The sequence below is a fragment of the Kitasatospora sp. NPDC023385 genome (assembly GCF_055664045.1).
Window position 1 is genome coordinate 17,865 of record NZ_JBVOOL010000035.1, and the last position, 21,971, is coordinate 39,835.

Genomic DNA, 21,971 nt, shown 5'->3' on the forward strand with positions numbered 1-21,971 from the left:
CCCGATCCGCCGACAGGAGCGGCCGCACGGCGCTACGGCGGCCAGGGGCTGCGGGCGGCCGGGTGCTGCGGCGGCCGGGTGTTCACCGCCCTCCACCCCGACGGCGGCTACTCCAGCGGCTCCTCTGTCTGCCGCCCCACTGCGGGTCCGAAGCCGTGCTCGATGAGAGCGAACACCTCTTCCACTGCGGCCGACGGATCCTCAGCGTCCCGCGCCAAGGCGTAGGCGCTCAGGGAGAAGCGGGCGAGCGCACGACAGGCGGTGGCGGATGCGGGTGCCCCGGGGTGTGAGGTGATGGCGGAGACGAGAGCCTGCTCGTGCCGCGCCTGCATGTGGGAGGCGTAGCCGCGCAGTGCGGCCGAGCTCTCGACGAGGGTCCAGAACGAGATGGATTTCGGTGTGGAGAACCATCGGGCGGAGTCGAGCACTTCGGCGCGCAGCACGTCCAGCAGTGACTGATCGGGTCTCCGGTTCGCCACGGCGCTCACCAGGCGTTCTTCGTGGTGTTCGTCCTGGTCGAAGACCAGTGCCTCCTTCGAGGAGAAGTGTGCGAACACGGTGGTGACGGCGACGTCCGCTTCCCGCGCCACGTCGCGCATGCCCCCCGGGACCGTCCCCTCCGCGAAGCCCTGTGGAGTGCGGTGGTGTCCGCGGTGGTGCGTGCGGTGGTGTCTACGTCGGGTCGGCGCCGGCGGCCCCGCGGCCGTTCTCGGCGGCGAGCAGCGCGTCCAGGAGCGCGGTCTGCTGCTCGGTCAGCTTCCCCTCGGTGCGGGCGCCCGCCTGCTTGCGCAGCCACGTGCCGGGACGGAACGTCGGGTCGTCGCCGAGGCCGGTGCGGTTGACGGGGCCGGTGAGGGTGCCACCGGCGCCGAGGTAGGCGAGCAGGCGGCGGTAGGAGCGGTTCCAGTCCGGCTCCAGGCGCCACAGCTCGTCCAGGGCGTCCAGCTTGGCCGCTTGGTCGGGGGTGAGGTTGTCGGCGCGGCGCTGGCGGCGCATCCACGCGCCCACCGCGTAGTCGTCCAGCTTCGCGGTCGCGGGGATCGCGAGGTGGCCGTGCCGGCGGTGGAAGGCCTTCGCGTAGGCGTAGCCGCGTTCCCAGGCGTTGGCGTTCTTCGACCAGATCATGCCGAGGGCGTCCAGCTCGGACACCCGGGCCGCATCCAGCAGACCCTGGCCGTGGAGGTGGCGCTGACGGGTGAGCCAGGAGATCAGCTCCGCGTGCTTCGCCTTGTCGGTGGGGTCGAGGTGGCCGTGCTCGATGTGGAACCTGGCAGCGACGGCGTGCATCCGCTGCCACTCGACCGCGCGCGGGTTGAACGCCCGCAGCTTCACCGTCTGGAGGATCTGTGCCGCGTGCTGCTTCGCGTTGATCCGCAGCCACTCGATCGGCGACTCCACCGGCGCCGCCGGCTGCTCGCTCGCCCCGGCCTCGGTGGCCTCGCCCTCGGAGGCCGCCGCGGTCGTGGTGGTGTGCGCGGTGCCCTGCGAGCGGTGGGCGCGCAGCTCGGTGATCCGACCGACCACCCGGGCGTCGTGCGCCGCCAGGGCGCGCAGGACCCGCCAGATGGTGCGGAAGGAGGAGGCCTCGATCTCGGCATCCGCCTCCGCCTTCACGGCCTCGCCCGCGTCGTGGACCTCGGCCGGGTCGGCGGCCGCGGTGTCGTCGCCGACCTCCGGCGTCGGCAGGTAGACCGGGATGATGACCCAGGACACCTTGCCCTGCCGGTAGGACTGGCGCAGCGCGCGGCCGACGGCCTGGACGATGTCGATGACCGAGCTCTTGGGGTCCGCGAAGCAGATGGCGTCCACGGCGGCCACATCGATGCCCTCGTTCAGCAAGCGCGAGTTGCAGATGATGCAGCACTGCTCGCCGTCCTCGCCGGTGGTGGCCTTGAACGTGGCGAACGCCGCGCGACGATCCTTGAGCCCGTCGCTGCCAGCGACCGCAAGCGCCACCAGGTTCTCGGGCCGGTCCGCGTCCGAGAGCAGCGTGGCGGTGTCCGCCATGGTCGCGGCGAACTCCCGCGCGGCGGTGACCCGCGAGTGGAAGGTGATGACGCGGCGCAGCTCCAGGTCCGCGACGGCCCGCAGCACCGCGATCTGCAGCGCGAGGCGCAGGAGTTCCTCGTTGCTGCGCTGCGAGCGGAGGTCGGCGACTGCGGGCAGGTTGAGCAGTTCGCGCAGGTCCTCGTCGGTGACGACGGGGACCAGGACGCGGTAGTCGGCGAGGTAGCCGTGCTCGATGCCCTGTCCGAGGGTCCAGGTGAAACAGGTCTTGCCGTAGATCGTCTCGTCATCCATGGAGCACAGCGCCGGGAGAGCCTGGCCGTCGGCGTCGGCGGCGAGGTCGGCCAAGCCGTCCTTCGCCCGCCGGTCGTCCGCGATCCGCGGGGTAGCGGTGAAGTACAGCCGGCGCTTCGCCGAAACCTGGGCGTCGTCGTGGATCGCGGCCCACGCCTTGCCCTCCGCCCCGGCGGTGCGGTGCGCCTCATCGATGACCACGAGGTCCCAGGCCGGAAGGCCGAAGTCACGGTGGGCCTGGACGATCCGCTCCAGGCTCGCGTAGGTCGCGAACACGGTGACGGATTCGCCAACCTTCTCCTTGGCGACCAAGTCGGCGATCTGGGCCGCCTGGGTGGTCACCTGGGCGTGGACGCGGCCGCCAGCCTCCGCGCTCTCCAGCGCCTCCGCCCGCGAACAGGCAGCGACCGCCAGCCCTCGCCGGGCGCCCTTCGTGGACCAGGACTCGGCGGTCTGCTCCAGCAGCTCGATCGTCGGCACCAGCACCAGCACCCGGCCCCGAGCGGCCAGGCGCCGGGCGCAGCCGGCCGCGATGAGGGTCTTGCCGGAGCCGGTCGCGGCGACCACCGTGGCGCGGCCGCCGTCCTTCACCTCGCGCACCGCGGCCGCCACCGCGTCCTTCTGGAACCAGTGCAGCGGCAGCGGGTTCACCACGGCGGTGCCGGCGGACGGCTGTGCGGGGATGGGCAGCGGCCCGGCCGGCGCGGCGGCCTCGGTGGTGGTGGTGTCCACAGCGGTGCGTCTCCTTCGTCTGCCAAGTCTCGGGGGGCCGGGGCGCGGGGTGCTACCCCGGGATCCAGCCGCGGACTTCGAGGTACTGGATGTCGGCGTCTTCGACGGCGCGGCCGGTCTCCACCAGCCAGGCCTTCATCGCCTCGGTGACGTCGCCGTGGTGGTCGGCGACGCGCTGGGACCACTCGGCGGCGTCGAACCCGCCGGTGGAGGAGCTGCCGTAGGTGCGCTCCTCCGTACCGTCCGCGCGCGGGACGAACCCGCGCCGCAGACCCGGGGAGTCCTCCATCGAGCCGGCCGACATCGTGAACTGGTCAGCGCGCATCCGCACCGTGAACGCCAGGCGCCCGTCGGCCTGGCCGGTCGCGTGCACCACCGGCGCGAGGTGGGAGGCGCCCGAGCGGATCGCCTGCTTCCCGGCGCGGCCGGCCATCGACTCGCCCGGCGCCCCGACGACGTCCTTGCCCCGCACCCGCGCCTTCTGCCCGGTCCGGGTCCGACGCCGCTCCACGTGCTCGGCCGCGATCCCACCGAGTGCCTCGGTGTCGCGTACGCCGCCACGCACCGCCCGCACGACCTGACGCAGCGCGCCAACGAACGCCGCCCCCTTGCCCTTGGTGAAGAACTGGGACACCAGGCTGGCGTCGCGGCCGAGCATCCGCGCGACCTGGCGCTTGGTGAAGCCCTGATCCAGGAGCTGCTGGGTGAGGCGGGCGGCCTCGTTCGGCCGGTTCGGGTCAGCGGGACTCACCCCTCACCCCCGGGCCCGGCTGCAAGGCGGCAGTACCAGGAGGCCAGACCAGACACTCGGCGGCGCGGGTGGGCCCGGCAAGCAGATCCAGCGGCCCCATCCCCCAGTGCCGCGCCAGAGCGTCCACCTCATCCAACGACCACGGCTGCGCCCCGGACTGGCGACGGGACACCTTGTCCTGCGTCAGCCCCACAGCGGCGGCCAGCTCCCGCTGGCTCTCCCCCGTGCGCTGCCTGATCGCGGCCACCGTCAGCCGCAGCGTCTCCAACGTACTCAACACCATGCAACGCAATATATCAGCCGTTCATGGAAAAAACCCATGAAAGATGGACAAGAACCTCGCTTGAGTGACGGGAGGCGTACGGGAGGACCAATCGGCCGGCAGGCTACTCTGATCGACGACACGGGGGAGGCCGGAATGGGACTGACGGTGCGCGACAAGCGCTGGATAGCCGCGGTCGGCATGATCGCGGTCATGGCGGCGGCGTGCTACGTCGCATGGGGCGACACAACCGACTACCCCCTCCCCTACACCCGACGTGACGCCTCGGTCCTGCGCCGCATCGCGCCCGCCGACCCGGTTACGAAGAACATTACGGTGGCAGCGGACGACCGCGCGGTATCCATGGAGGTCGCCTGGAGCGGCTGCGACTACAGGCCCGACCTAAGGCCATCCCCCCTGGCCGGGCGCCCGCCGAACCCGGCACGTCAGGGGGTATCGCCGGCCCAGTCCCAGCGGGAGGGATCCGCAGGCCGGGGTTCGTAGTGGGCGCGGCCGCCGGCGCCGTACCGGCCGATCTCGGTGGCCAGCCCGGCGCCGCCGTCGAGTTGCTCGGCATCCCAGCCGGTGACGTCCAGGAGGAGACCGTCGAGCGGCCCGCCCACGAGCTCGCGGTACTCGTGCCCTGGCTGGGGTCCGGGGTCGGGGTCGTCGTGGTCGGCTCCGTAGACCCGGCCCCGCATCAGCGCCTCGTCGTCCATGGCGCCCAGCATCCCAGCCGCCACCGACACCACCCGCGGCTACGCCAGCGCGGCAGCGGCCGTCGGCGTCTGCGTGTCGATAACGGCGGCACCGGACTCGACGGAGCTGGCCAAAACCAGCAACCCACCCCGGGCAGGCGGCGACGCCGCGGCGGTGGCGGTCGGCGCGCAGCACGTGCTGGAGGGCGGTGTCATGGTCGGGGTAGTAGCGCTCGGCCCGGATCTCGGCGGCGTGGTCGTGGACGCGCTGCCCCTCGGAGCGGATGGCAGCCGCGGTGGCGTAGGCGGCCTCGTCTCCGGCGTCGACGTGCCGGTCGACGCAGCGTTCCTCGAACCGGGCCTGTTCCAGGGCCTGCTGGATATTCTCCAGGGTCGTCCCGGCCGCCCGGCGGCGGACCAGGTGGGGGATCGCCGCCGAGGAAGACAACCGGTTCCGCGCCCACTCCAGCCTGGAAGGGCCCGGTCTGGCGGTCTTCGACAACAAGCTCTTCTGCGTCCACCCGGGCCGTTCGGCGCGGTGCCCCGCTGACGAGGAAGACCCTCAGCCGTGAGAGGCGATCGACCGCGCCGGACGACCCGGCCGGGCCCTATGCCTCGGGCAACGGCTGGACGGTCAGGTGGTAGTCCTGCAGGATTCGGCCGTCGTCGTCGAGCACGAGGAAGACCCGGGCCGCGAAGGCCACCTCGTCCGCCTGAAGGCCCTTGGCGTACGTCAGCTGGATGGTGAACATGACGACGTCGTCGTGAACGGTGACGTGGTTGTCGTCCGTGACTCGGTAATCGCCGGTGGCGACGAACAGCCCGTGCGCCTCCGCGACCCGGTCGACCAGCCCGGCACGGCCGCGGAACTGGGTGCCTTCGACGAACTCGACGCCGTCCGGAACCCACAGCTCGGCGACGGCGCGCTCGCGTGCCGCGGGGTCCGGCTCGCTCCACACGGCTACGTAGCGCTGCACGATCCGGTCGACGTCGACGGCGATGGTCTGCGACATGGTAGGTCAACTCCCTTGTTCGGTACGTGATCGGCCGGGCTCCGGCCGTGAGCACCAGGCTTCCGGCGGCCTTCGCGGGAGAGTCAAGGCACCAGTGCCGCCGAACTCTCCCCCTACGGGAGGCCCCACAATCGACGGATGACCAGCTACCTGTCGATCGGGGACTTCTCCCGCGCCACCCACATGACCGTCAAAACCCTGCGCCACTACCACGAGATCGGGCTGCTGGAACCCGTCGACGTCGATCCGCAGACCGGCTACCGGCGCTACTCGACCGAGCAGATCCCCACCGCCCAGGTCGTGCGCCGCTTCCGCGACCTCGGAATGCCTCTGGAGGAGATCCGGACCGTCCTGGCCGCCTCCGACGTCCCCACCCGCAACCAGCACATCAACACGCACCTGCACCGACTGGAGGAGGAGCTTGGCCGCACCCAACGCGCGGTCGTGGCACTGCGCGACCTCCTGGCGCCACCCGTCACCGCGGACTCCCCCGCGATCGAGCTGCGCGGCGTCGGCGCCGTCCAGGCCGCGGCGATCACGGCGACCGTCGAGGCTCAGGACGCCGGAGCCTGGTTCCAGGGTGCCCTCGGCGAGCTGTTCGCGACCGTGGCAAGCCAGGGGCTGCGGGAGACCGGCCACGCCGGCGGCATGTACGCGGACGAGCTGTTCACCCTGCACTGCGGGCAGGCCACCGTCTTCGTGCCCTGCGACGGCCCCGTCCGGCCGGTCGGCCGGGTCACACCCTTGCTGGTCCCGGCGGTGGAGCTTGCCGTGCTCGAGCATTGCGGCCCGCCCTCCGAGGTCGACCGCGCCTACGGCACGCTGGCTGCCTACGTCGCCCGCCATGCGCTCGCCGTCGACGGCCCGATCCGCGAGTACTACCTGGTCGGCCAGCGCCACACGCCGGACAACGCGCTGTGGCGGACTGAAGTCTGCTGGCCGGTGTTCCGTACCGGCATCGCCGACCCGCAGACAGCATGCTGAGCTCGTGCGCCGACACGCAGGCGCTGTCAATTTCTCGACAACACTTTCCCGCTCCCGAGGCAGGAGCCGCTCTCGGAACCCGCCGATGACTGCTCTCGGTTATGACCTACGCAGCCACACAAGGAGCCCCACAAGACCACTCACAAAACGCGGCGGTGCGGGTCAGGTCAATTGCTGGTTGCGGGCGGCGCGGAGCAGGGCGACGCCGTGACGCGCGTCCGTGGAGAGCCAGGGGTCGCCGTCGGTGGCGTCGATGATCAGGCGGCCCTGGATGTAGGCGCCCCAGCCGTCGCCGAGCGCCTCGATCCAGCCCAGCAGCCGGCGGTTCGGGTCGCGGACGGCGAACAGGTCGGGAGCGCTGCTCCAGCCCTCCACCACCAGGTCGTGCTCCAGGTGTCGGTCGGGGCGCCCAGGCCGCGGGCGAGCGGCGAGTGGGCGGTGGCCTCGGCGGCGAGCGCCAGGCGCAGTTGCCCGGGAACGGCGGCCGGGTTCTGCGCGGCGGCGGTGTCCGTGGTGGTGTCGGCGCTCGGGGTGGTGGCGGTCCGCAGCGGGGTGGCGTCAACGTTGACGGCGGGGCCGTCGGTTTCGACGCGCGGGGAATCAAGCGGGGCGGCGGCGGGCTCGGGGGTGGGCGCCTGGGTGCCGGCCTGCTGGGTGCGGAGCCGGGTGGAGGTCATCTCGTAGCGCAGCACGTGGGCCTTGCGCAGGATGCGCTGTGTGGCGCTGGTGAGGTTGGTCTCCAGGAGTGCGAGGGCGTGGTTGCAGCGTGGGTCGTCGCCCTCGCCGCGGCGGGCCTTTTCCAGGTTCTCCAGGAAGCGGGCGGTGCTGCGCTGTACGGCGGCGGCGAGCTCCAGCAGCTCGCGGTGGCCGGCCTCGCCACCGGGCTCTGTGTCACTCAATTCGACGCGCGAGGCAACAAGGGCGTCGGCGACGGCATCCTGCTGGTGCTCCGCCCGCCGGCGCCGGTACGCCTTCGAGGAACAGCCCCGCCCGCAGTAGACCGGGCGGCGACCCGGCCCCGAGGCGCGCAGTTCGGCGCCGCACTCGGCGCAGCCCGGCGCCGGTGACTCCGCCTCAATTCGTCGCGCGTCGATACCCGAGGCGACCTTGTTTCCTCGCGCGTCGATTTCCGCGCCGGCCTTAATTCGTCGCGCGTCGTTTTCCGTCTTCATGATCGGGAGGGTATCCGGCCACCCGGACAGCGCGGTGCCGACCATGGCGTACGGCTGGCCGCTGCGCATGCGCACGCCGTCCCTGCGCATGCGCAGCGGCGTGGGCGAGGACGGCGGGCGGCGGTTGCGCAGGCGCAGCGGCCGGGGTGCGTGGCGCGGCCGGTTCTACTCGGTCTCGGTGAAGGTGAGGCCTCCAGGGCCGAGCGGTCGGCGCCCGCCTTCGACCCGGGGCCGATCCGGGCGGGGCGCGGCGGGCGTTTCCGGGAGCGGCAGGCACTCGGCCGGCAGCAGCCGCTGCGGTTCGGCCGGGGGCGTGGGGGTGGCCGGGTCCGCGCAGGGCTGCCACAGCGGGCGGCGGGCGGAAGTCTGAGCTTCCCCCGCTGTGCGGGAGGTGCTGATTACCTGGTCAGGACGGGTTCAGGTGGTTCGACGGCCACTGGTTCGGCCGTCGCCTGGTCGGCGTAGTACTTCGCCTCGTACGGTCCCTTGCCGAGCTGTCGGCCCCGCTCGCGCGGGGGTTCTTCCTGCCGTGGGGCGCCGCCAGCGGGTGAGTGTCAGTCGGCACCGCGAGCGCGGGGGTCGGTCCTGGGGGACCGGCGGCTCACCGACCGTTGGAGCGACCCCCGTGCTCAGGACCAACCTCTATCAGCGTCACGGACCGAAGGATACGGACTCAGCGTCAGCCCGCCGACGACTACAACAGCTCCTAACGAAGGACAGAAGAGCGGTGGGCAGAGCCGGTTGATGACACCCATGACCAGGCGCCGCCGTCGCCGCCGTCCGTCCGCGCCCACCGCGTCCGCGTCCGCCGTTCCCGTCCGCGCCGGATGGCCGCCGGCTCCAATCCGACCGAGGCAGCACCGGGTGCTGCCTCAGTCGGGGATGGCCCCGCCGAGGCACCGTTTGCTGTCAGGCGGTGCGGACGTGTTCGCCGCCTCGGTCGGTCAGCTTGTGCCGGACCTCCGGTGCGACCGGGTGCGGCCATGTCTGTACAAGGTAGGACTCCACCGGGTCGCCAAAGTTATCCTCCAGGTGCAGGCCCTCGTTTCGGCCCCGGACGTGGACCCGGATCCGGTAGGAGCCTGGGCCTGCGGTGGACAGGCTGGGAAGGCCGGTGATCGGGTCGTCCTGGAAGCCGTGTCCGACGAAGCCGGCCCGTGTGGTGGTGAAGGTCATGCTGACCTCGACCACGTCGTCCCACCCGTCGAGGTGAGGTACCGGTTCCGTGTGGCACGGCTCGTAGGTGAGTGCGATCTTCCCGAATGCGGTGCCGGTCAGGATGGTTGCGCGGTTCTCGCCGCCGCGGGTCTGGGTGAGGCCGTTCAGCCCGGTGTAGACGTCGAGGGCGATTTCGGCGTCCGGGTCCTTGATCCAGAACTGGCCGTGCGACACCCGGGTCTCGACCGATAGGGCCTTCAGCCACCACGTAGAACTGGTCGCCGTCCAGCACGCGCTGGGCCGCGTAGAAGGCGCCCAACGTGCCGCCCTGGCTGTCGTTCTCGCTCTTGGGCACCCAGACGGAGCCGCTGTTGGGCGGAGGCGTCTTGGCGGCGCCCTACAGGGTCGTGGCGAACGGGTATTCGTCGCACGACCACACGGCGCCGGCGGGGGTGGTGGGCTTCGGGACGCCGGGCACCGGGCATGCCGCCTTGCGATTTTGCGACTCCACCGTCGGGGAGGTGGAACCCCCTGTCCACTGGTTCATCCTGTGTCATTCGACGGCCTCGATCGCGGGCAGTGACCACCCTCCTGAAGGCCGCGCAGAATGCGTCATCTACCGCCGAAGCAGTACCGGACGGCATCCTCCCCCGTCCAGAAAGCACGGACCGCACTACGCCAACGGTTCAAGACCACCTGACGCCGACTCACCCGCCGCGCCACAGCAGCGATCAGCTTCCCCAGGACAAGGTGGCAGGCACCAGCCGCGGCCGTCGATCGCGTACCTGATGCGTAAGGTGAAGTGCCCGGCGAACCGTGCCGACCGACGTCGTCGAGCTTCGCCACGGCGAAGCCCTGCCTTGCTACCGTGAACGGGGACGGACAATCGGGGGGCCCGATGACCAGCTTTCACGTCAAGCCAGCGGACATGATCCTCTCCTCCGCCGGGTTCACCGACCTGCAGAACACGGCCGCGCAGGTCTACCGCAGCCTCGTCTTCTCCATGGACGACGTCAAGGGAATGGCCGGCGACGACGACGCCGGCAAGAAGTTCGCCGCCAAGTACGATCCTGCGGCGCAGAAGATCGTCGACGCGATGGCGCAGGTCGTCGGCCAACTCGGCGGCACCGCCAACGGCCTGTACACCATGGCGATCAGCTACCTCCAGGCCGACGCCGATGTCGCCGCGTCGATGATGGCCCCGCAGAAGCTCCCGGCCTCCGCCAACCCGGAGTGCGACGAGGAGGTGGCCAAGGCTAAACTCCAGTCCGCCGTCGGCCACAACGGCAGCGGCGCCATCCACGATGTCCTCAAGAAGTTCTGGCCGCAAGGCGACCCGGGCAAGCTCCGCCAGGCCGCGACGGGCTGGAAGACTTTCGCCGGCCTCGTCAGCCGCCTGGGTGTCGAGGGCGACAAGCGCGTGCAGCGGGTCACCGCATCCAGCACGTCCAGCGCCGTCACCTCCTTCGCACAGAACTGGGCGAAGATGCACGACGGCTGCGCCACGCAGGGCCCGCTGCTGAACAGCATCACGAACGCCGCCTTCAAGCTCGGTCAGGCCTGTGAGGCGTACGCAAAGGAGGTCGAGGACCTGCGGGACACCCTGGAGGACCTCGCCATCGGTGCCGGCATCGTCGCGGGCGTCGGGATCGCGCTGACGGTGTTCACGCTTGGCGGCTCCGACGTCGCGGCCGCCGGCGGGGAGGCCGCGATCGCGGCCGAGGCCGGTACCGCGGCGGTCGCGATGGCCGCGGCGGTGGAAGGCAGCGCGGAACTCGCCGTACTGGCCGAGGCCGCCGCCGTCGTCGACAGCGCGGCAGCGAGCCTGATCCCGGTGGGAGCGGCGGCGGCCGCCACGGCCACCGCGGCCGTCGTGCTGGCGGGTGCGGGCGATGCGGCGGCGGCACCGACTCCCAAGCCGCCGCCGTTCACGGTCACCCCCGGCATGCCGCCGCTGCCACATGATCCGACCAGTCCGTTCCCGGTGCTGCCTGCGCAGCAGCAGGCCGTGATCCGGGCGTGGATGGCGCAGATGGAGCAGGACGGTCGTACGTTCCAGGCCAACGGCCCCCATATGCCCAGTCCCCCGGACAGGCCCGACCCGAAGATCAATGCCAGGCGCGCGTACCAGGTCAGGGTGGCCGGGTCGACGGAGTACCGGCTGTACACCGACGTCAGGGATCCTGCGACCGGACGCGAGCTGGGCATGGACGCCGACGGTGTCCGCCCGGAGGACGGTGCCGCGATCGACGCCAAGTACATCGGTCAGCAGAAGAGCTGCATGTCACCGTTCCGCCTCGATAACGCGGACGGCGTCTTCGACTTCGCGTACGAGAACACCATGGACGGGGAGTCGAAGAAGCTGGAGAAGTACGCGTCGGCTCTGAAGGACCCCCGCAACAAGGTCAATCACCTGGAACTCATCACGAACGACGCCAAGGCCAGCAGCTACTTCCAGGCCCTCATGACGGCTCAGGGCGTCACCGGCCGCGTCCGCATCGAACCCTGACCGGCATACCGAGCCCGCACCAGTGAGAGAAATGAGCATCCCGTGGGATCCAGCTTCTACGTCAGCGCCGACCGAGAGCACGTCGGGCCGTGGACCTTCACCGGAGAGCAGGTGAAGGAGTGCGTCCTAGAGCACTGGCCGGACGCCATGGTGAGCAGCGCGTTCGAGAACTTCCTGGAGATCGACGCGGACGTCGAACCCGGTCGGCGGGCGGAGCTGTCGTTCAACCTTCGGCACGGTGTGTTCTCGTTCGAGGACAGGGGATCACACGTCGGGCCCCTCACCGTCATCTACAGGGTGCTGCACGAACTGGCGCCCGATGTGCCCGTCGTGTGGTGGATCGATTACGACGTGGATCTCCAACCCCTTGATCTGCCAGGAGGCCTCGACGCGTTCATCGGAAGCTTTCCGACGTAGCCAGCTCGACCCGTCAGCTCGACTGCGTCGCGCCGCGGCCGGAGCCCTGACCGACCAGTTGACTCCTGGCCAGGGGCCCCTCGGTCTCCCCACGTCGTCGGTGACCCCGTTGCCCTTGCGCCCATGGCGGGATGGGGCGGCAGCCACAACGCCGTCGCGGTCCGCGGTGGACCGGGTGGCTGGGCGCGGCGCGCTCCGCTACCGCACCCTGGCCAGCGCCCGGATGCGCTGGACCATCCTTTGCTGCCGCCTGGACTGCGCCGTCGGTTCCGCCGTCAGGGCCGTGGCCGGCCCCGCCGTCGGCCCGTCGCCGCACCGGCCGGACCGTGGACGGTCCGGCCTGTCCTTCCCTGTCAAGTCTGCATGTTGAGATCCAGCCTGGTTGAGGTTGCAAACGGCGCCGCTCGGCTGAGCATGTGTCAACTTTCCTACGACTGAGTAGGGCCTCAAGAGGGTCGCACTGCCGGTTAGTAGGGCATAGCCTTGCCCTTGACGCAGGCTTTGGCACGGCTCTGAAGTAGGCGCTTCAGCCTGACTAGCGGACAGTAGCCCTCACGCGGAGATCTGGACACAACAGATGTCAAACATGTCTCCCTTTGAGTTCGAAGAAGAGGTACGCAGGGTTGCGCGCGCGCTCTGGCCCGGTGCTGAGCATGGCGGCCCCGAGATCGTAGACGGCCGTGAGGTCGACGGCGTGTTCGACACCGAAGAGGTGTCCCACATGGTTGAAGCGACCATGGACCGCAGAATTGATAAGGCACACAATGTTGGGCCGAAACTTCGCGATCACCTGAAAAAGGCCCGAGCAAGGGGGGCTTTCGCGAAATCTTGGTTTGTTACATACCATCCGCCGACGGCTGATCAGCGACGGGTGTTGCATAATGATTACGATCGGAACATTGAGGTAATCTCGTATGATCAGTTCCGGTCTAAGATCGTCGATGCGCGCGAGTACTTGAGGCTCCGAGACAGGGCAAGCTGGGGGAGTGCTTCTAATCCAACTACGAACAGCGCAGTTGAGCTTATCAAGTACGTCCCTCTTGGGATAACGGTCACGACTGGGGCGTCAAGGGCTAAGCCCTCCATGCATCCAAGAAGGACGTCTAAGGCCACACCCGTAAAGACGGCATCATCAATTGCAGAGATCGTTTCTGTTATCGAGTCCGGTGAAAATCTAGCCCTCCTTGGCGACTACGGCGCCGGGAAGAGCATGACTCTTCGCGAGATTCACTCGCGACTCAAGGGTAAATATCTCTCGAATGAGTCACATCGCTTTCCCATTACCCTCAGCCTTCGGCGACACTACGGGCAAGAGGACCCGGCGGAGGCAATCTCCCGACATGCCAGCCATCTAGGATTTCCGAGTCCGCACAAGCTTGTTAACGCCTGGAAGAGTGGCTATGCGTACATTCTTCTTGATGGATTTGATGAGCTGGCGGCGCCAGGATGGAGCGGATCGCCCGAAGCAATTCGGGAGAACAGGAGGGCCGCCACTGTCCTGATCAAGGAATTCTTCAGGGAGGCGCCTCCTGAGGTTGGAGTAGTCGTCGCCGGCAGGCGATTCTACTTTGATTCGCTTGACGAGATGGGAAGAAGCCTATTTGATGGCGCTCCGCATCTGATTGCTTCTCTAAGTGACTTCACGGATGAGCAGGCGAGGAGGTTTCTCAGCCAGTTTAAGGACTCCGGGAATGGCGCACTCCCGGATTGGCTTCCCGTCAGACCGCTGCTTCTTGGACACCTTGCGGCAGAAGGGGTAGTTCGCAATTTTGCGGGAAGTGAAGGGTTGGCGCCAGCCCCTGGGTGGGATTGGCTCCTGAGTACGATCAGTGAGCGAGAGTCGTTCATCAAGCAAGGCGTCGATGGTGTCGCTGTCAGGGAAGTTATCGAGCAGCTGGCAGGATTCGCGCGCCAAACTCCCCAGGGTGTCGGGCCTGTCACCATGAGCGACATCGTCGATGCGTTTACGGTCGTCCGACACCAACCACCCAGCGACAAGGAGCTCACTCTGCTCCAGAGGCTTCCCGGGCTTGGAGGGGAGGAAGACGACTCCGAGAAGGGTACGCGCCGGTTCGTTGATATTGACTTGGCGAGCGCCGCCCAGGCCGCACAGGTGACGCGGTTCATCGTGGACCCGCATGGTGAATATGCGGGATTTAACCCGAAGAAGTGGAACTCCTCGATGGAGCCGCTCGGGATCGAGGTTGCGGCATATCAGATAGCTGTTCTTGAGATCCCTGAAGGCCAGGTCCGTAAAGCATTGGATAGAGCTGTCCGGACGGATTGTGGCGAACTGGCCGCAGATATCGTTCGGATTGCAATCGTTCTGGACGTCAACCTGCAGTCGAATAATACGCTGAATTATATGGTCTCGAACGCCATCATTCCGAGTTTGGATATCAGCGAAGGTGGGCCGGATCTCAGCGGTGTAGAGTTTAGCCACTGCCTATTCTCCGAGCTTGTAGTGTCTGGGGATCCCTCGGAGGACGACCTTCCGCACTTCTACTCCTGCGGCTTCGGTGAAACGCTAGGGCGACTCGGAGAATCCGATATGCCGGCGAATAACTTCCAGGGTTGCGATTTTGCAGAGTTCCCTGATGCTGCCGACCGGAACGCCGCGATCATGGATTCGGCAATCCTTCCCATGGGGACCCGAGTCGTCATGACTCTACTTCGCAAGCTGTACATGCAGCGCGGCAGTGGAAGGAAGGATAGTGCTATTACGAGAGGAATGAGCGCGACCGATATGGCCCTCGTGGCGCCAGCTATGCAACTCCTCCAGCGGGAGAATCTGGTGTTTGCGACACGGCAGGGGAAGAATAAGATCTGGCTTCCCGATCGCAGTGCCGGGCCTCGGGTTCGAGCGTTCCTTGATGCGCCACGAGTGGGTGATGATCCCCTTGTGGAAGCGAGTAAGGAAATCGGCTCGCGAAAGTAGGAATTGGTTTGAGTGCGGGCCTTGGATGGCCCGATCCATCCAAGGCCGGGCAATCCAAGAGGGATAATCGCTGTGCGCCTGGAATAATTGGTCCAATTTAGGGCTTGCGTAAGGCCATCTAAACGAGTAGGTCGGACATGGTCCCGGTCGATGCTTGGATTTTCCGTTGAGATTAACTCTTGCTGCTGGCGGTCGATATATCTATCGACCTGCAGGTGGAGCTGACCTAATGGGCGTGACGTTGTTTCTGCTGCCGCTGAGCACGTCGCACAGTTCCTGGTTCTCCAGGGTTAGCCGGGTGTTCTCGGCAAGGAATCCCTGGGCATCGGCCTTGAGCTGGGCGATCTCCTCGTTCTTGTTCGCGATGGTCGTCTTGAGGTCGACGATCTTCTTGCGGAGCCGGGTCTCGACGTCAGGAGTTCCACCCCTGGCCTGGACGGCTCGGTAGAAGTCGTTCTTCAGGTCGGTGTGGCGTTGGGTCAGGGCGTTCCGGGGGACGTCCGCTTCAGTGGCGAGGGCGACGATGGTGAGCGCTCCGTTGGAGCGTTCGGGGGCGCTGGCGAGGATGCGGTGCATGGCGGCGCGGATGCGGTCGCGTTCGTCGGGGGCGGGGCTCACGCGGGGTTCTCCTGGAGGGTGAAGCGGGTGCGGTCGTGTTCGTCGGCGAGCTCGCGGAGCTTGGCTGCGGTGGCGCGTCGGCGTTCGGCCAGGGGGCCGGGGACGTGGGCGGCTTTGCGGTCGAGGTCGTCGGCGCGTCGACGGAGCCAGGTGGCGTGCTGGTCGGTGCGGACGGTGTTGCCGCAGCCGGGGACGCACTGGTCGAGGCTGGGTGCGTCGTTGTGCCGTTCGTCCTTCGCGCAGAGCGCTCGGTCGCGTTTGTAGAGGCAGAGCAGGAGCGCGTGGGGGTTGTCGTAGAGGATGCTGCCGTCTTGGGCCAGGTGTCGGCGTGCGGCGGCGTGCTTGCGGGTGAAGTCGAGTCCGATCAGGCCGCCCTGGAACACCGGGCCGTTCGCCGCGGCCAGGATCGCCCGGCGGGCGGCGGGCCCGGAGATCGCCTCACCGCCCTGAATGCGTTCGTGGAGGTCGGCTGCGGTGTCGGCGGTGGCCAGGGCCGTCTCGATGTCGACCAGCGCGTGGATCCCGCTGCGGCTGCGGCTTCCGTAGCGGCCTGACTCGTCGGTGTTCAGGACGGTGCGCATGTGGCCGTACTGGATCGCGAGGGCGACCAGCCCGCCGGGCCGGCGCGCGATATGCCAGGCCAACGAGCGTCTGAACCGGGCGGTCCCGATCCTGCCGTGCGGGTCGGGCGCGATGACCTCACCCGGCAGGTCGCGGGTCTGGGCCTCGGTGTTGGCCCAGACCACGAAGGACTCGATCCGGTCGGAGAACGCACTGCATCCCAGGGATCCGGTGTGTCGGCGGCCGTGGACGGGGTGGCGCTTCCTCGCGCGCTGATACGGGCGTCCGTTCGGGGTCAGGCCGCTACGCTCCGATGGTGGATCAGCGGGAGTTTTTCGCGGGCGTGTGCCGAGTGCCGGAGCGGGCGAGCTTCGAGCTCGCCGCGCCCGGGGCCGCAGGATTGTATGTGCGCCATCGCCGCGAGGGAGTGGTGGTCGGGTGGCGGCTGGATGATGTGGCGGCGTCCAGCATCCCGGCGCACGCTCCGGTCAAGGGCCCTGCCCCGCTCAGGTCCTGGGCCTCTGTGCGAAACACTCTCAGTCAGGGGGGTTGGTCGTCCTCGGGCCACTTGCGGGTGTCGCGTGGCTGGACGTAGGGCTCCTCGTTCTGCGGCATACCGCCTTCGATGGCGCGTTCGCGGGCGAGTTCGGCGTCGAACTCCAGGCCTAGGAGGATCGCGAGGTTGGAGATCCACAGCCAGACGAGGAAGACGATGACGCCAGCCAGCGTGCCGTAGGTCTTGTTGTAGGAGGAGAAGTTGGCGACGTACAGCGCGAACCCTCCGGAAGCGACCATCCAGATCACCACGGCGATGACGCTGCCCGGGGAGATCCAGCGGAAGCCTCGCCCGCGGACGTTGGGCGCCGCCCAGTACAGGACGGCGATCATCAGCGTGACCAGCAGTACCAGGACCGGCCATTTGGCGATGGCCCACACGGTCAGCGCGGTGCTGCCCAGGCCGAGCGCCTTGCCGACGTGATACGCGAGCGGCCCGGTGAAGACGACAATCAGCGCGCTCGCCGCCAGCAGTACCATAAGCAGCAGGGTCAGCCCCAGACGCAGTGGGGTGAGCTTCCAGGCGGGGCGGCCCTCGGGCATGTCGTAGACGGCGTTAGCGGAGCGGATGAAGGCCGCGACGTAGCCGGAGGCGGACCAGAGGGCGGCGGCGAGGCCGACGATGGCCAGGCCGGAGCTGGGGCCGCTGTTGTTCTGCAGCCCGGTGACGGCGTTGCGCAGGATGTCGCGGGCGGGGCCGGGGGCCAGGTGCTGGAGGTTGTCCAGGATCTTGCTCGTCGCCGAGTGCCCGATGATCCCGAGCAGGGAGACGAGGACGAGCAGGGCCGGGAAGATCGCCAGGACGCCGTAGTAGGTCAGGGCCGCGGCCCGGTCGGGCAGCTCGTCCGCGAGGAACTCCTTGCCCGTGCGGCGCAGGACCTGCCGCCATGAGCGCGCGGGGATGCCGCTGAGCTCGTCCGGGGCGGCTTCCTCGACCTCCCGGCCCGGTCCCGCGCCTGCGCCCGGGCCCGCCTCGGGGCCCGCCTCGCGCGCGTCGTGCTTGCGCCTGAACAGAGATCCCATGCCGGGCGTCTTTCCCCAAGTGCCGCCGTGAACCATGCGAACAGAAGAAAGGCGGGCTTTGGCCGGCCGCCCCGCGTTTGCGGACATCGAGCCGGCCCGCGGGAGAAGCCGGTGGCCGCGCTGCTGGCGCTGATCCACACGTGAACGACTGGCGCTCTTCGACTCACCTGCGCGGTTGCGCGCTGTGAGGTTCCCCCCTGATCTCGGACAGCGGGTGCTTACGCTCCGGGGGTGAAGTCGTGCTGCAGCCTGGCTCGGGTTTCGAGTGGGGTGAGGTATCCGAACTCGGGGTGTTTACGGAGCCTGGTGCGGTTGTATTCGACTTCGATGAAGCGGAAGACGTCGGCGCAGGCCGCTTCGCGGCTTTCCCAGACGGTGGTGCCGATCTCCGCTTTCAGCAGGCCGAAGAAACCCTCGGATACGGCGTTATCGTAACATATGCCGGTTCGTCCCATGCTCTGCCTCAGATTCAACTTCCTTGTCTCCCTGCGGAATTCGCTGTACGTCGGCTACGTCGAGCCGGACGGCTACGACCGGGTGGTGTTCCGCGGCGACCCGGCCACCCGCGAGTTCATCGCGTTCTGGCTGTCCGGCGGCCAGGTGCTCGCGGGGCTGAACGTCAACGTCTGGGACGTCACCGACCCGATCCGCGAACTGGTTCGCTCAGGACGGGTGGTGGACGCCGAGGCGCTGGCAGACCCGAAGGTTCCACTCCGGGATCTCTAGTCCTCGGGGCACCCCGGCCCTCGGGGTCTGAGGTCCTCGGGGATCCCGGCCCTCCCACCGTCCTATCCGCCGACGGGGACGCCGGGGTTCGCCAGGCCCCGGCCGCCGGTGGCGGAGTTGTCCGTGCCGATCGTCACCTTGCACGTCGCCGCGTCGTAGTTCGTCACGTCGATCGCGTAGCGGTCCGGGCCGGTGGCGCCGGTGAGGTCGGAGCGGTTGCCGCGGAAGACGGTGCCGCAGCCCCAGCCCGGCTGGACGCTGTGGGTCTGGTAGCCGTCGTCGGTGGTGCGCTTGCCGGTGTTGTTCTCGATGACGTAGCCGTTGCCCTTCACGTCGACCCAGGAGCCGTCGTAGTTGCGGCCGGTGAGGCCGTCGCCGTCGAAGGAGTTGCCGGAGACCAGGCCGCCGGTGGTGCCTTCCTTGAGGTCGACGTTCTCGGCGCCGATGTTGGGGCCGAAGGTGTTGCCGGTGATCTGCACGTAGTCGCTGTGGTCGGCGAGGGTGTTTGCGGTGCCGATGTAGACGCCCTCGCCGAGGCCGTCCTGGTTCAGGCCGGTGTCGTGGATGCGCGAGTCGCGCAGCGTGCCGTAGGCGCTGGAGTTGCGGAAGTGCACGCCTTCCATGGTGGTGTGGTGGACCGTCACGCCGTCCAGCAGCACGTGGTTCGCGGCGTCCACCATGATGCCCTTCTGGGCGCCGGTGACGGTCAGGCCCTGGACGGTCCAGTAGCCGGCACCGTCGAGGTGGAGGCCATACCCGCCGCCGGTCGGGGTGGTGAGGACGGCTTTCGGCGTGCCGGTGAGGGTGATCCGGGCGGCGGCGGTGCCGGGGACGGTGGCCTTGAAGGTGCCGGAGTAGGTGCCGTCGGCGAGTTGGATGGTCTGGCCGGGGGTGGCGGCCGCGAGCGCCGCCTGGAGCTGTTTGGCGGTGCCGACCTTGACGACCGCTCCGATCGGTGCGGTGCCGGTCGGTGCGGCCCCGGCCGTGGCGGCGGGGGTGGCCGCACCGAGGGCGAGGGTTGCCAGTGCGGCGGTGAGGGCGAGGGAGGGCTTCGGTTTCACGGACGGTGCTCCTTGCGGTCGTCGAGCTGCGGTAGTCGGGTTGCCGTGGTCGAGACGGGGGCGAGAGGGGGCCGAGGGTGGCAGGAACATGCCGTCGATCACAGTGGACTGGACCATTCCGAGGCGTCAAGGGTGCCGAGGCCCTCCGGGCCCCCGCCCGCGCAAGGAATGGTGCTATCGTCAGTAGCACCATGTTGCTGAAGCTGGACGTCGGGGACACCCGACCACTGCACGAGCAGGTCGCCGGGGCGATCAGGCGGGCCGTCGCCGAGGGCGAGTGCGCCCCCGGGGACAAGCTGCCCCCGGCCCGGGAGCTGTCCCGGGCACTGGGGGTGAACTCCAACACCGTGCTGCGCGGCCTGCGCACCCTCCGCGACGAGGGGGTGCTGGAGTTCCGTCGGGGGCGCGGCGTCACGATCGCGGCGGGTGCCGACACCCGCTCCGAACTGGTCGAGCGGATACGGGAGTTGGTCGAGGACGCCGCTCTGGCCGGCTACAGCAGGAACGATCTCGTGGACATGATCAGGGGGATGTCGTGACGGATGAAGGACCTACGAAGGGACGCACGGCCCGGTGGGGCGGGCTCTGGGGCGCGGCGGCGTGGTCGCTCGGCGTCCTGGCGCTGCTGATCGCGCTGCCGCTGGCGGCGCGCCACCGCCTGCCGGACCCGCTGGCCACCCACTGGGGCGGGCGCGACCCGGACGGTTCGATGTCGCTGACGGCGGCGGCGCTGTTCCCGGCGGGCGTCTGGCTGGTCCTGGTGCTGCTCGCCGCGCTCCTGCGACGGTACTGGGCCGAGCGGACGCCCGGCTGCGCGGCGGCGGCGCTGGCGGCCGGCGGGGTGCTGCTGACGGGGGCTCAGACGTCCATCGTGCACGCCAACCTGGACCGCGCCCGCTGGCAGGACGCCGCGCCGATGGGCATCGAGGTGGTCCTGGTCCTGGTGGCCACGGGCGCCGCCGGGGCGCTGGCCTGGCTGGCGAGCCGCCGGTCCGGAGGCGGGGCCGCGGAGCGTCCGGCGGCGGGGGCTCCGGCGCTGGAGATGCCGGAAAGCGAGCGGTTCGTCTGGCTGTCGCGGGCCGCCAACCCGTGGCTGCAGCTGGTCGCCGCCGCGCTGGGGCTGATCGCCGCGGCGGGCGTGCTGGTGGCGGCGAGCGGACTGGCCGCGCTGAACTGGTCGGTCGTGCTGCCGTTCGCGCTGCCCGCCGTCGCCGCGCTCGGCTGCTCCTCGGTGCAGGCACGGGTGACCGCCCGGGGCCTGACCGTCGGCTTCGGCCCGTTCGGCCGGCCCGCCCGGCACTGGTCCCCCGCCGAGCTCGTCTCGGCGCGCGCCGAGCAGCGCACCGCCGCCCAGGCGGGCGGCTGGGGCTACCGGATCAACCGGCGCGGCACGACGGTGATGCTGCGCGGGGGTGTGTGCCTGGTGGTCCGCACCCGCCGGGGCGCCGAGTTCGCGGTCAGCGTCGACGACGCCGAGCGTGGGGCGGCCCTGCTCAACGCGCTGATTGCGCGCACCGGACAGCCCACGGGCTGAGCCGCGAGGCTTCCGGCGGTAAACCACTCGATTCGGTGGTGCTTCGAACTGCGTTGCGGGTACACCAGTTGACGGCTGCTCAGGTGCGGGCGGCGCCCCGTCGACACCGCCCCCCTGTCCCCTCGCGGCCCGAGAAATCCGCGGGCGCACGCGCCCGTCCGCACGCAAGGAGGCGTCCGTGACTCATCACTCACGCGCGCAGATCCCCCTGGACGCCCGGCGGGGCGTCCAGGACGAACGGACCGTCACGTTCCTGCGACTCGGCGTCGGCCTGATCGGCCTCCTGCTGCCGCCGGCCCTGCCGTTCGGCAACTGGCTGGCGGCCGAGTTGCTGGGCCGCAGTACGGACGGCTACTGGCCGGGCTCGATGAGCGACTCGTACTACACCGGCACGCGGAACGTCTTCGTGGGCGCCCTGTGCGCGCTCGGGGTGTTCCTGGTCTGCTACCGCTTCGACCGCCGGGACGACCGCTGGAGCACGGCGGCCGGGGTGTTCGCGGTCGGGGTCGCGCTGTGCCCGACGTCCCCGCAGGGTGCCGCGTCGGACCTCCAGCGCACCGTCGGAGTGCTCCACCTGGTCTTCGCGAGCCTGCTGTTCGTCATGCTGGCGATGTTCTGCCTCTACTCCTTCCGCAATCCCCGCTCCACCCAGCCCGCCCGGGTCGGCGCCGCCTACCTGGCGGCCGGGGTGCTGATCCTGGTGGCCCTGCTGCTCTCCCTCGCGGCCGGGGCGACGGGCGTCGGCGACGACTGGCCGGTGCGACCGCTGTACCTGGGCGAATGGCTGGCGACGTGGTCCTTCGGTGCGGCCTGGGTCGGCGCCGCGCTCGAACTCGCCTCGCACCGCCGGGGCGGCTCGGACCCCGACGTCATCCCCCGACAGAAGGGCGCGGCGTCGATGGAGCCGCTGCATCCGGAGGCCCAGGCCTGAGGTCCCGTCATCTCGTCGTACCGGTCG

The 21,971-nt window shown here is 69.4% G+C and carries 21 protein-coding genes and 2 pseudogenes; 9 read left to right on the forward strand and 14 right to left on the reverse strand.

Features of this window, described 5'->3' with window-relative positions:
- Nucleotides 1-107 precede the first annotated feature (107 nt).
- The 5 genes from AC0B61_RS32850 to AC0B61_RS32870 form a co-directional block, all read right to left on the reverse strand.
- The gene (locus AC0B61_RS32850; RefSeq protein WP_471745483.1) at nucleotides 108-599 is read right to left on the reverse strand and encodes a TetR/AcrR family transcriptional regulator; all 492 of its coding nucleotides are present in this window, start codon (nucleotides 597-599) and stop codon (nucleotides 108-110) included.
- Between the two features lie 73 nt (nucleotides 600-672).
- Nucleotides 673-3,033 carry a helicase associated domain-containing protein gene (locus tag AC0B61_RS32855; RefSeq protein WP_471745485.1) on the reverse strand — a complete coding sequence of 787 codons (2,361 nt, stop codon included), beginning with the start codon at nucleotides 3,031-3,033 and terminating at the stop codon, nucleotides 673-675.
- A gap of 52 nt (nucleotides 3,034-3,085) precedes the next feature.
- Nucleotides 3,086-3,784 (reverse strand): helix-turn-helix domain containing protein, encoded by a 699-nt coding sequence (locus tag AC0B61_RS32860; protein ID WP_471745487.1) that lies wholly within the window; start codon nucleotides 3,782-3,784, stop codon nucleotides 3,086-3,088.
- Nucleotides 3,771-4,067 (reverse strand): helix-turn-helix domain-containing protein, encoded by a 297-nt coding sequence (locus AC0B61_RS32865; RefSeq protein WP_471745489.1) that lies wholly within the window; start codon nucleotides 4,065-4,067, stop codon nucleotides 3,771-3,773. The genes AC0B61_RS32860 and AC0B61_RS32865 overlap by 14 nt, the downstream gene beginning before the upstream one ends.
- 425 nt (nucleotides 4,068-4,492) lie before the next feature.
- Entirely contained in the window at nucleotides 4,493-4,765 is a 273-nt protein-coding gene (locus AC0B61_RS32870) for a hypothetical protein (protein ID WP_471745491.1), read from the reverse strand.
- Between AC0B61_RS32870 and AC0B61_RS32875 the strand changes: the two genes are divergently transcribed.
- Nucleotides 4,764-5,294, forward strand: coding sequence for a hypothetical protein (locus AC0B61_RS32875; protein ID WP_471745493.1), 531 nt, complete (start codon nucleotides 4,764-4,766; stop codon nucleotides 5,292-5,294). The genes AC0B61_RS32870 and AC0B61_RS32875 overlap by 2 nt on opposite strands.
- 58 nt (nucleotides 5,295-5,352) lie before the next feature.
- On the opposite strand, the gene AC0B61_RS32880 is transcribed toward AC0B61_RS32875, so the two are convergent.
- The gene (locus AC0B61_RS32880; RefSeq protein WP_471745495.1) at nucleotides 5,353-5,757 is read right to left on the reverse strand and encodes a nuclear transport factor 2 family protein; all 405 of its coding nucleotides are present in this window, start codon (nucleotides 5,755-5,757) and stop codon (nucleotides 5,353-5,355) included.
- A 138-nt stretch (nucleotides 5,758-5,895) separates the two neighbouring features.
- Between AC0B61_RS32880 and AC0B61_RS32885 the strand changes: the two genes are divergently transcribed.
- The gene (locus AC0B61_RS32885) at nucleotides 5,896-6,741 is read left to right on the forward strand and encodes a MerR family transcriptional regulator (protein ID WP_471745497.1); all 846 of its coding nucleotides are present in this window, start codon (nucleotides 5,896-5,898) and stop codon (nucleotides 6,739-6,741) included.
- A gap of 257 nt (nucleotides 6,742-6,998) precedes the next feature.
- On the opposite strand, the gene AC0B61_RS32890 is transcribed toward AC0B61_RS32885, so the two are convergent.
- The 3 genes and pseudogenes from AC0B61_RS32890 to AC0B61_RS32900 form a co-directional block, all read right to left on the reverse strand.
- On the reverse strand, nucleotides 6,999-7,913 hold the full coding sequence (locus AC0B61_RS32890; protein WP_471745499.1) for a hypothetical protein: 915 nt from the start codon (nucleotides 7,911-7,913) through the stop codon (nucleotides 6,999-7,001).
- A gap of 909 nt (nucleotides 7,914-8,822) precedes the next feature.
- On the reverse strand, nucleotides 8,823-9,305 hold the full coding sequence (locus AC0B61_RS32895; protein ID WP_471745561.1) for a hypothetical protein: 483 nt from the start codon (nucleotides 9,303-9,305) through the stop codon (nucleotides 8,823-8,825).
- Between the two features lie 40 nt (nucleotides 9,306-9,345).
- A pseudogene (locus tag AC0B61_RS32900) lies at nucleotides 9,346-9,426 on the reverse strand (hypothetical protein); the annotation flags it as partial.
- Nucleotides 9,427-9,969: 543 nt separating this feature from the next.
- On the opposite strand from AC0B61_RS32900, the gene AC0B61_RS32905 reads away from it, so the two are divergent.
- The 3 genes from AC0B61_RS32905 (at nucleotide 9,970) to AC0B61_RS32915 (ending at nucleotide 14,935) form a co-directional block, all read left to right on the forward strand.
- A complete protein-coding gene (locus AC0B61_RS32905; protein ID WP_471745501.1) occupies nucleotides 9,970-11,580 on the forward strand; it encodes a restriction endonuclease fold toxin-2 domain-containing protein in 1,611 nt (536 codons plus the stop codon).
- A gap of 42 nt (nucleotides 11,581-11,622) precedes the next feature.
- On the forward strand, nucleotides 11,623-11,997 hold the full coding sequence (locus AC0B61_RS32910) for a hypothetical protein (protein WP_471745503.1): 375 nt from the start codon (nucleotides 11,623-11,625) through the stop codon (nucleotides 11,995-11,997).
- A 586-nt stretch (nucleotides 11,998-12,583) separates the two neighbouring features.
- Nucleotides 12,584-14,935: an NACHT domain-containing protein gene (locus AC0B61_RS32915; RefSeq protein WP_471745505.1), complete on the forward strand. Its 2,352-nt coding sequence runs from the start codon at nucleotides 12,584-12,586 to the stop codon at nucleotides 14,933-14,935.
- A 201-nt stretch (nucleotides 14,936-15,136) separates the two neighbouring features.
- On the opposite strand, the gene AC0B61_RS32920 is transcribed toward AC0B61_RS32915, so the two are convergent.
- From AC0B61_RS32920 to AC0B61_RS32935, 4 genes are all read right to left on the reverse strand, one after another.
- A complete protein-coding gene (locus AC0B61_RS32920; RefSeq protein ID WP_471745507.1) occupies nucleotides 15,137-15,553 on the reverse strand; it encodes a hypothetical protein in 417 nt (138 codons plus the stop codon).
- Nucleotides 15,550-16,299: a hypothetical protein gene (locus AC0B61_RS32925; protein WP_471745509.1), complete on the reverse strand. Its 750-nt coding sequence runs from the start codon at nucleotides 16,297-16,299 to the stop codon at nucleotides 15,550-15,552. The genes AC0B61_RS32920 and AC0B61_RS32925 overlap by 4 nt, the downstream gene beginning before the upstream one ends.
- Before the next feature lie 355 nt (nucleotides 16,300-16,654).
- A complete protein-coding gene (locus AC0B61_RS32930; protein WP_471745511.1) occupies nucleotides 16,655-17,692 on the reverse strand; it encodes a YihY/virulence factor BrkB family protein in 1,038 nt (345 codons plus the stop codon).
- Nucleotides 17,693-17,910: 218 nt separating this feature from the next.
- A complete protein-coding gene (locus AC0B61_RS32935) occupies nucleotides 17,911-18,147 on the reverse strand; it encodes an IS3 family transposase (protein WP_471745513.1) in 237 nt (78 codons plus the stop codon).
- A 46-nt stretch (nucleotides 18,148-18,193) separates the two neighbouring features.
- Here AC0B61_RS32935 and AC0B61_RS32940 point away from each other — a divergent pair.
- Nucleotides 18,194-18,418 (forward strand): annotated as a pseudogene (locus AC0B61_RS32940) (oxidoreductase C-terminal domain-containing protein); the annotation flags it as partial.
- Nucleotides 18,419-18,480: 62 nt separating this feature from the next.
- Here the strand turns inward: AC0B61_RS32940 and AC0B61_RS32945 are convergent.
- Nucleotides 18,481-19,479 carry a right-handed parallel beta-helix repeat-containing protein gene (locus tag AC0B61_RS32945; RefSeq protein ID WP_471745515.1) on the reverse strand — a complete coding sequence of 333 codons (999 nt, stop codon included), beginning with the start codon at nucleotides 19,477-19,479 and terminating at the stop codon, nucleotides 18,481-18,483.
- A 191-nt stretch (nucleotides 19,480-19,670) separates the two neighbouring features.
- Between AC0B61_RS32945 and AC0B61_RS32950 the strand changes: the two genes are divergently transcribed.
- The 3 genes from AC0B61_RS32950 (at nucleotide 19,671) to AC0B61_RS32960 (ending at nucleotide 21,944) form a co-directional block, all read left to right on the forward strand.
- Nucleotides 19,671-20,018, forward strand: coding sequence for a GntR family transcriptional regulator (locus tag AC0B61_RS32950; RefSeq protein ID WP_471745517.1), 348 nt, complete (start codon nucleotides 19,671-19,673; stop codon nucleotides 20,016-20,018).
- Entirely contained in the window at nucleotides 20,015-21,013 is a 999-nt protein-coding gene (locus AC0B61_RS32955) for a DUF1648 domain-containing protein (RefSeq protein ID WP_471745519.1), read from the forward strand. The genes AC0B61_RS32950 and AC0B61_RS32955 overlap by 4 nt, the downstream gene beginning before the upstream one ends.
- Nucleotides 21,014-21,191: 178 nt before the next feature.
- A complete protein-coding gene (locus AC0B61_RS32960; protein WP_471745521.1) occupies nucleotides 21,192-21,944 on the forward strand; it encodes a hypothetical protein in 753 nt (250 codons plus the stop codon).
- The last annotated feature ends 27 nt before the right edge of the window (nucleotides 21,945-21,971 follow it).

What these genes read in the sequence shown, in the direction of transcription:
- AC0B61_RS32850 (WP_471745483.1), bottom strand. Translation starts at nt 599, where the DNA reads ATGCGCGACGTGGCGCGGGAAGCGGACGTCGCCGTCACCACCGTGTTC.
- AC0B61_RS32865 (WP_471745489.1), bottom strand. Translation starts at nt 4,067, where the DNA reads ATGGTGTTGAGTACGTTGGAGACGCTGCGGCTGACGGTGGCCGCGATC.
- AC0B61_RS32875 (WP_471745493.1), top strand. Translation starts at nt 4,764, where the DNA reads ATGGCGCCCAGCATCCCAGCCGCCACCGACACCACCCGCGGCTACGCC.
- AC0B61_RS32870 (WP_471745491.1), bottom strand. Translation starts at nt 4,765, where the DNA reads ATGGACGACGAGGCGCTGATGCGGGGCCGGGTCTACGGAGCCGACCAC.
- AC0B61_RS32880 (WP_471745495.1), bottom strand. Translation starts at nt 5,757, where the DNA reads ATGTCGCAGACCATCGCCGTCGACGTCGACCGGATCGTGCAGCGCTAC.
- AC0B61_RS32885 (WP_471745497.1), top strand. Translation starts at nt 5,896, where the DNA reads ATGACCAGCTACCTGTCGATCGGGGACTTCTCCCGCGCCACCCACATG.
- AC0B61_RS32890 (WP_471745499.1), bottom strand. Translation starts at nt 7,913, where the DNA reads ATGAAGACGGAAAACGACGCGCGACGAATTAAGGCCGGCGCGGAAATC.
- AC0B61_RS32905 (WP_471745501.1), top strand. Translation starts at nt 9,970, where the DNA reads ATGACCAGCTTTCACGTCAAGCCAGCGGACATGATCCTCTCCTCCGCC.
- AC0B61_RS32915 (WP_471745505.1), top strand. Translation starts at nt 12,584, where the DNA reads ATGTCTCCCTTTGAGTTCGAAGAAGAGGTACGCAGGGTTGCGCGCGCG.
- AC0B61_RS32930 (WP_471745511.1), bottom strand. Translation starts at nt 17,692, where the DNA reads ATGGGATCTCTGTTCAGGCGCAAGCACGACGCGCGCGAGGCGGGCCCC.
- AC0B61_RS32935 (WP_471745513.1), bottom strand. Translation starts at nt 18,147, where the DNA reads ATGGGACGAACCGGCATATGTTACGATAACGCCGTATCCGAGGGTTTC.
- AC0B61_RS32950 (WP_471745517.1), top strand. Translation starts at nt 19,671, where the DNA reads ATGTTGCTGAAGCTGGACGTCGGGGACACCCGACCACTGCACGAGCAG.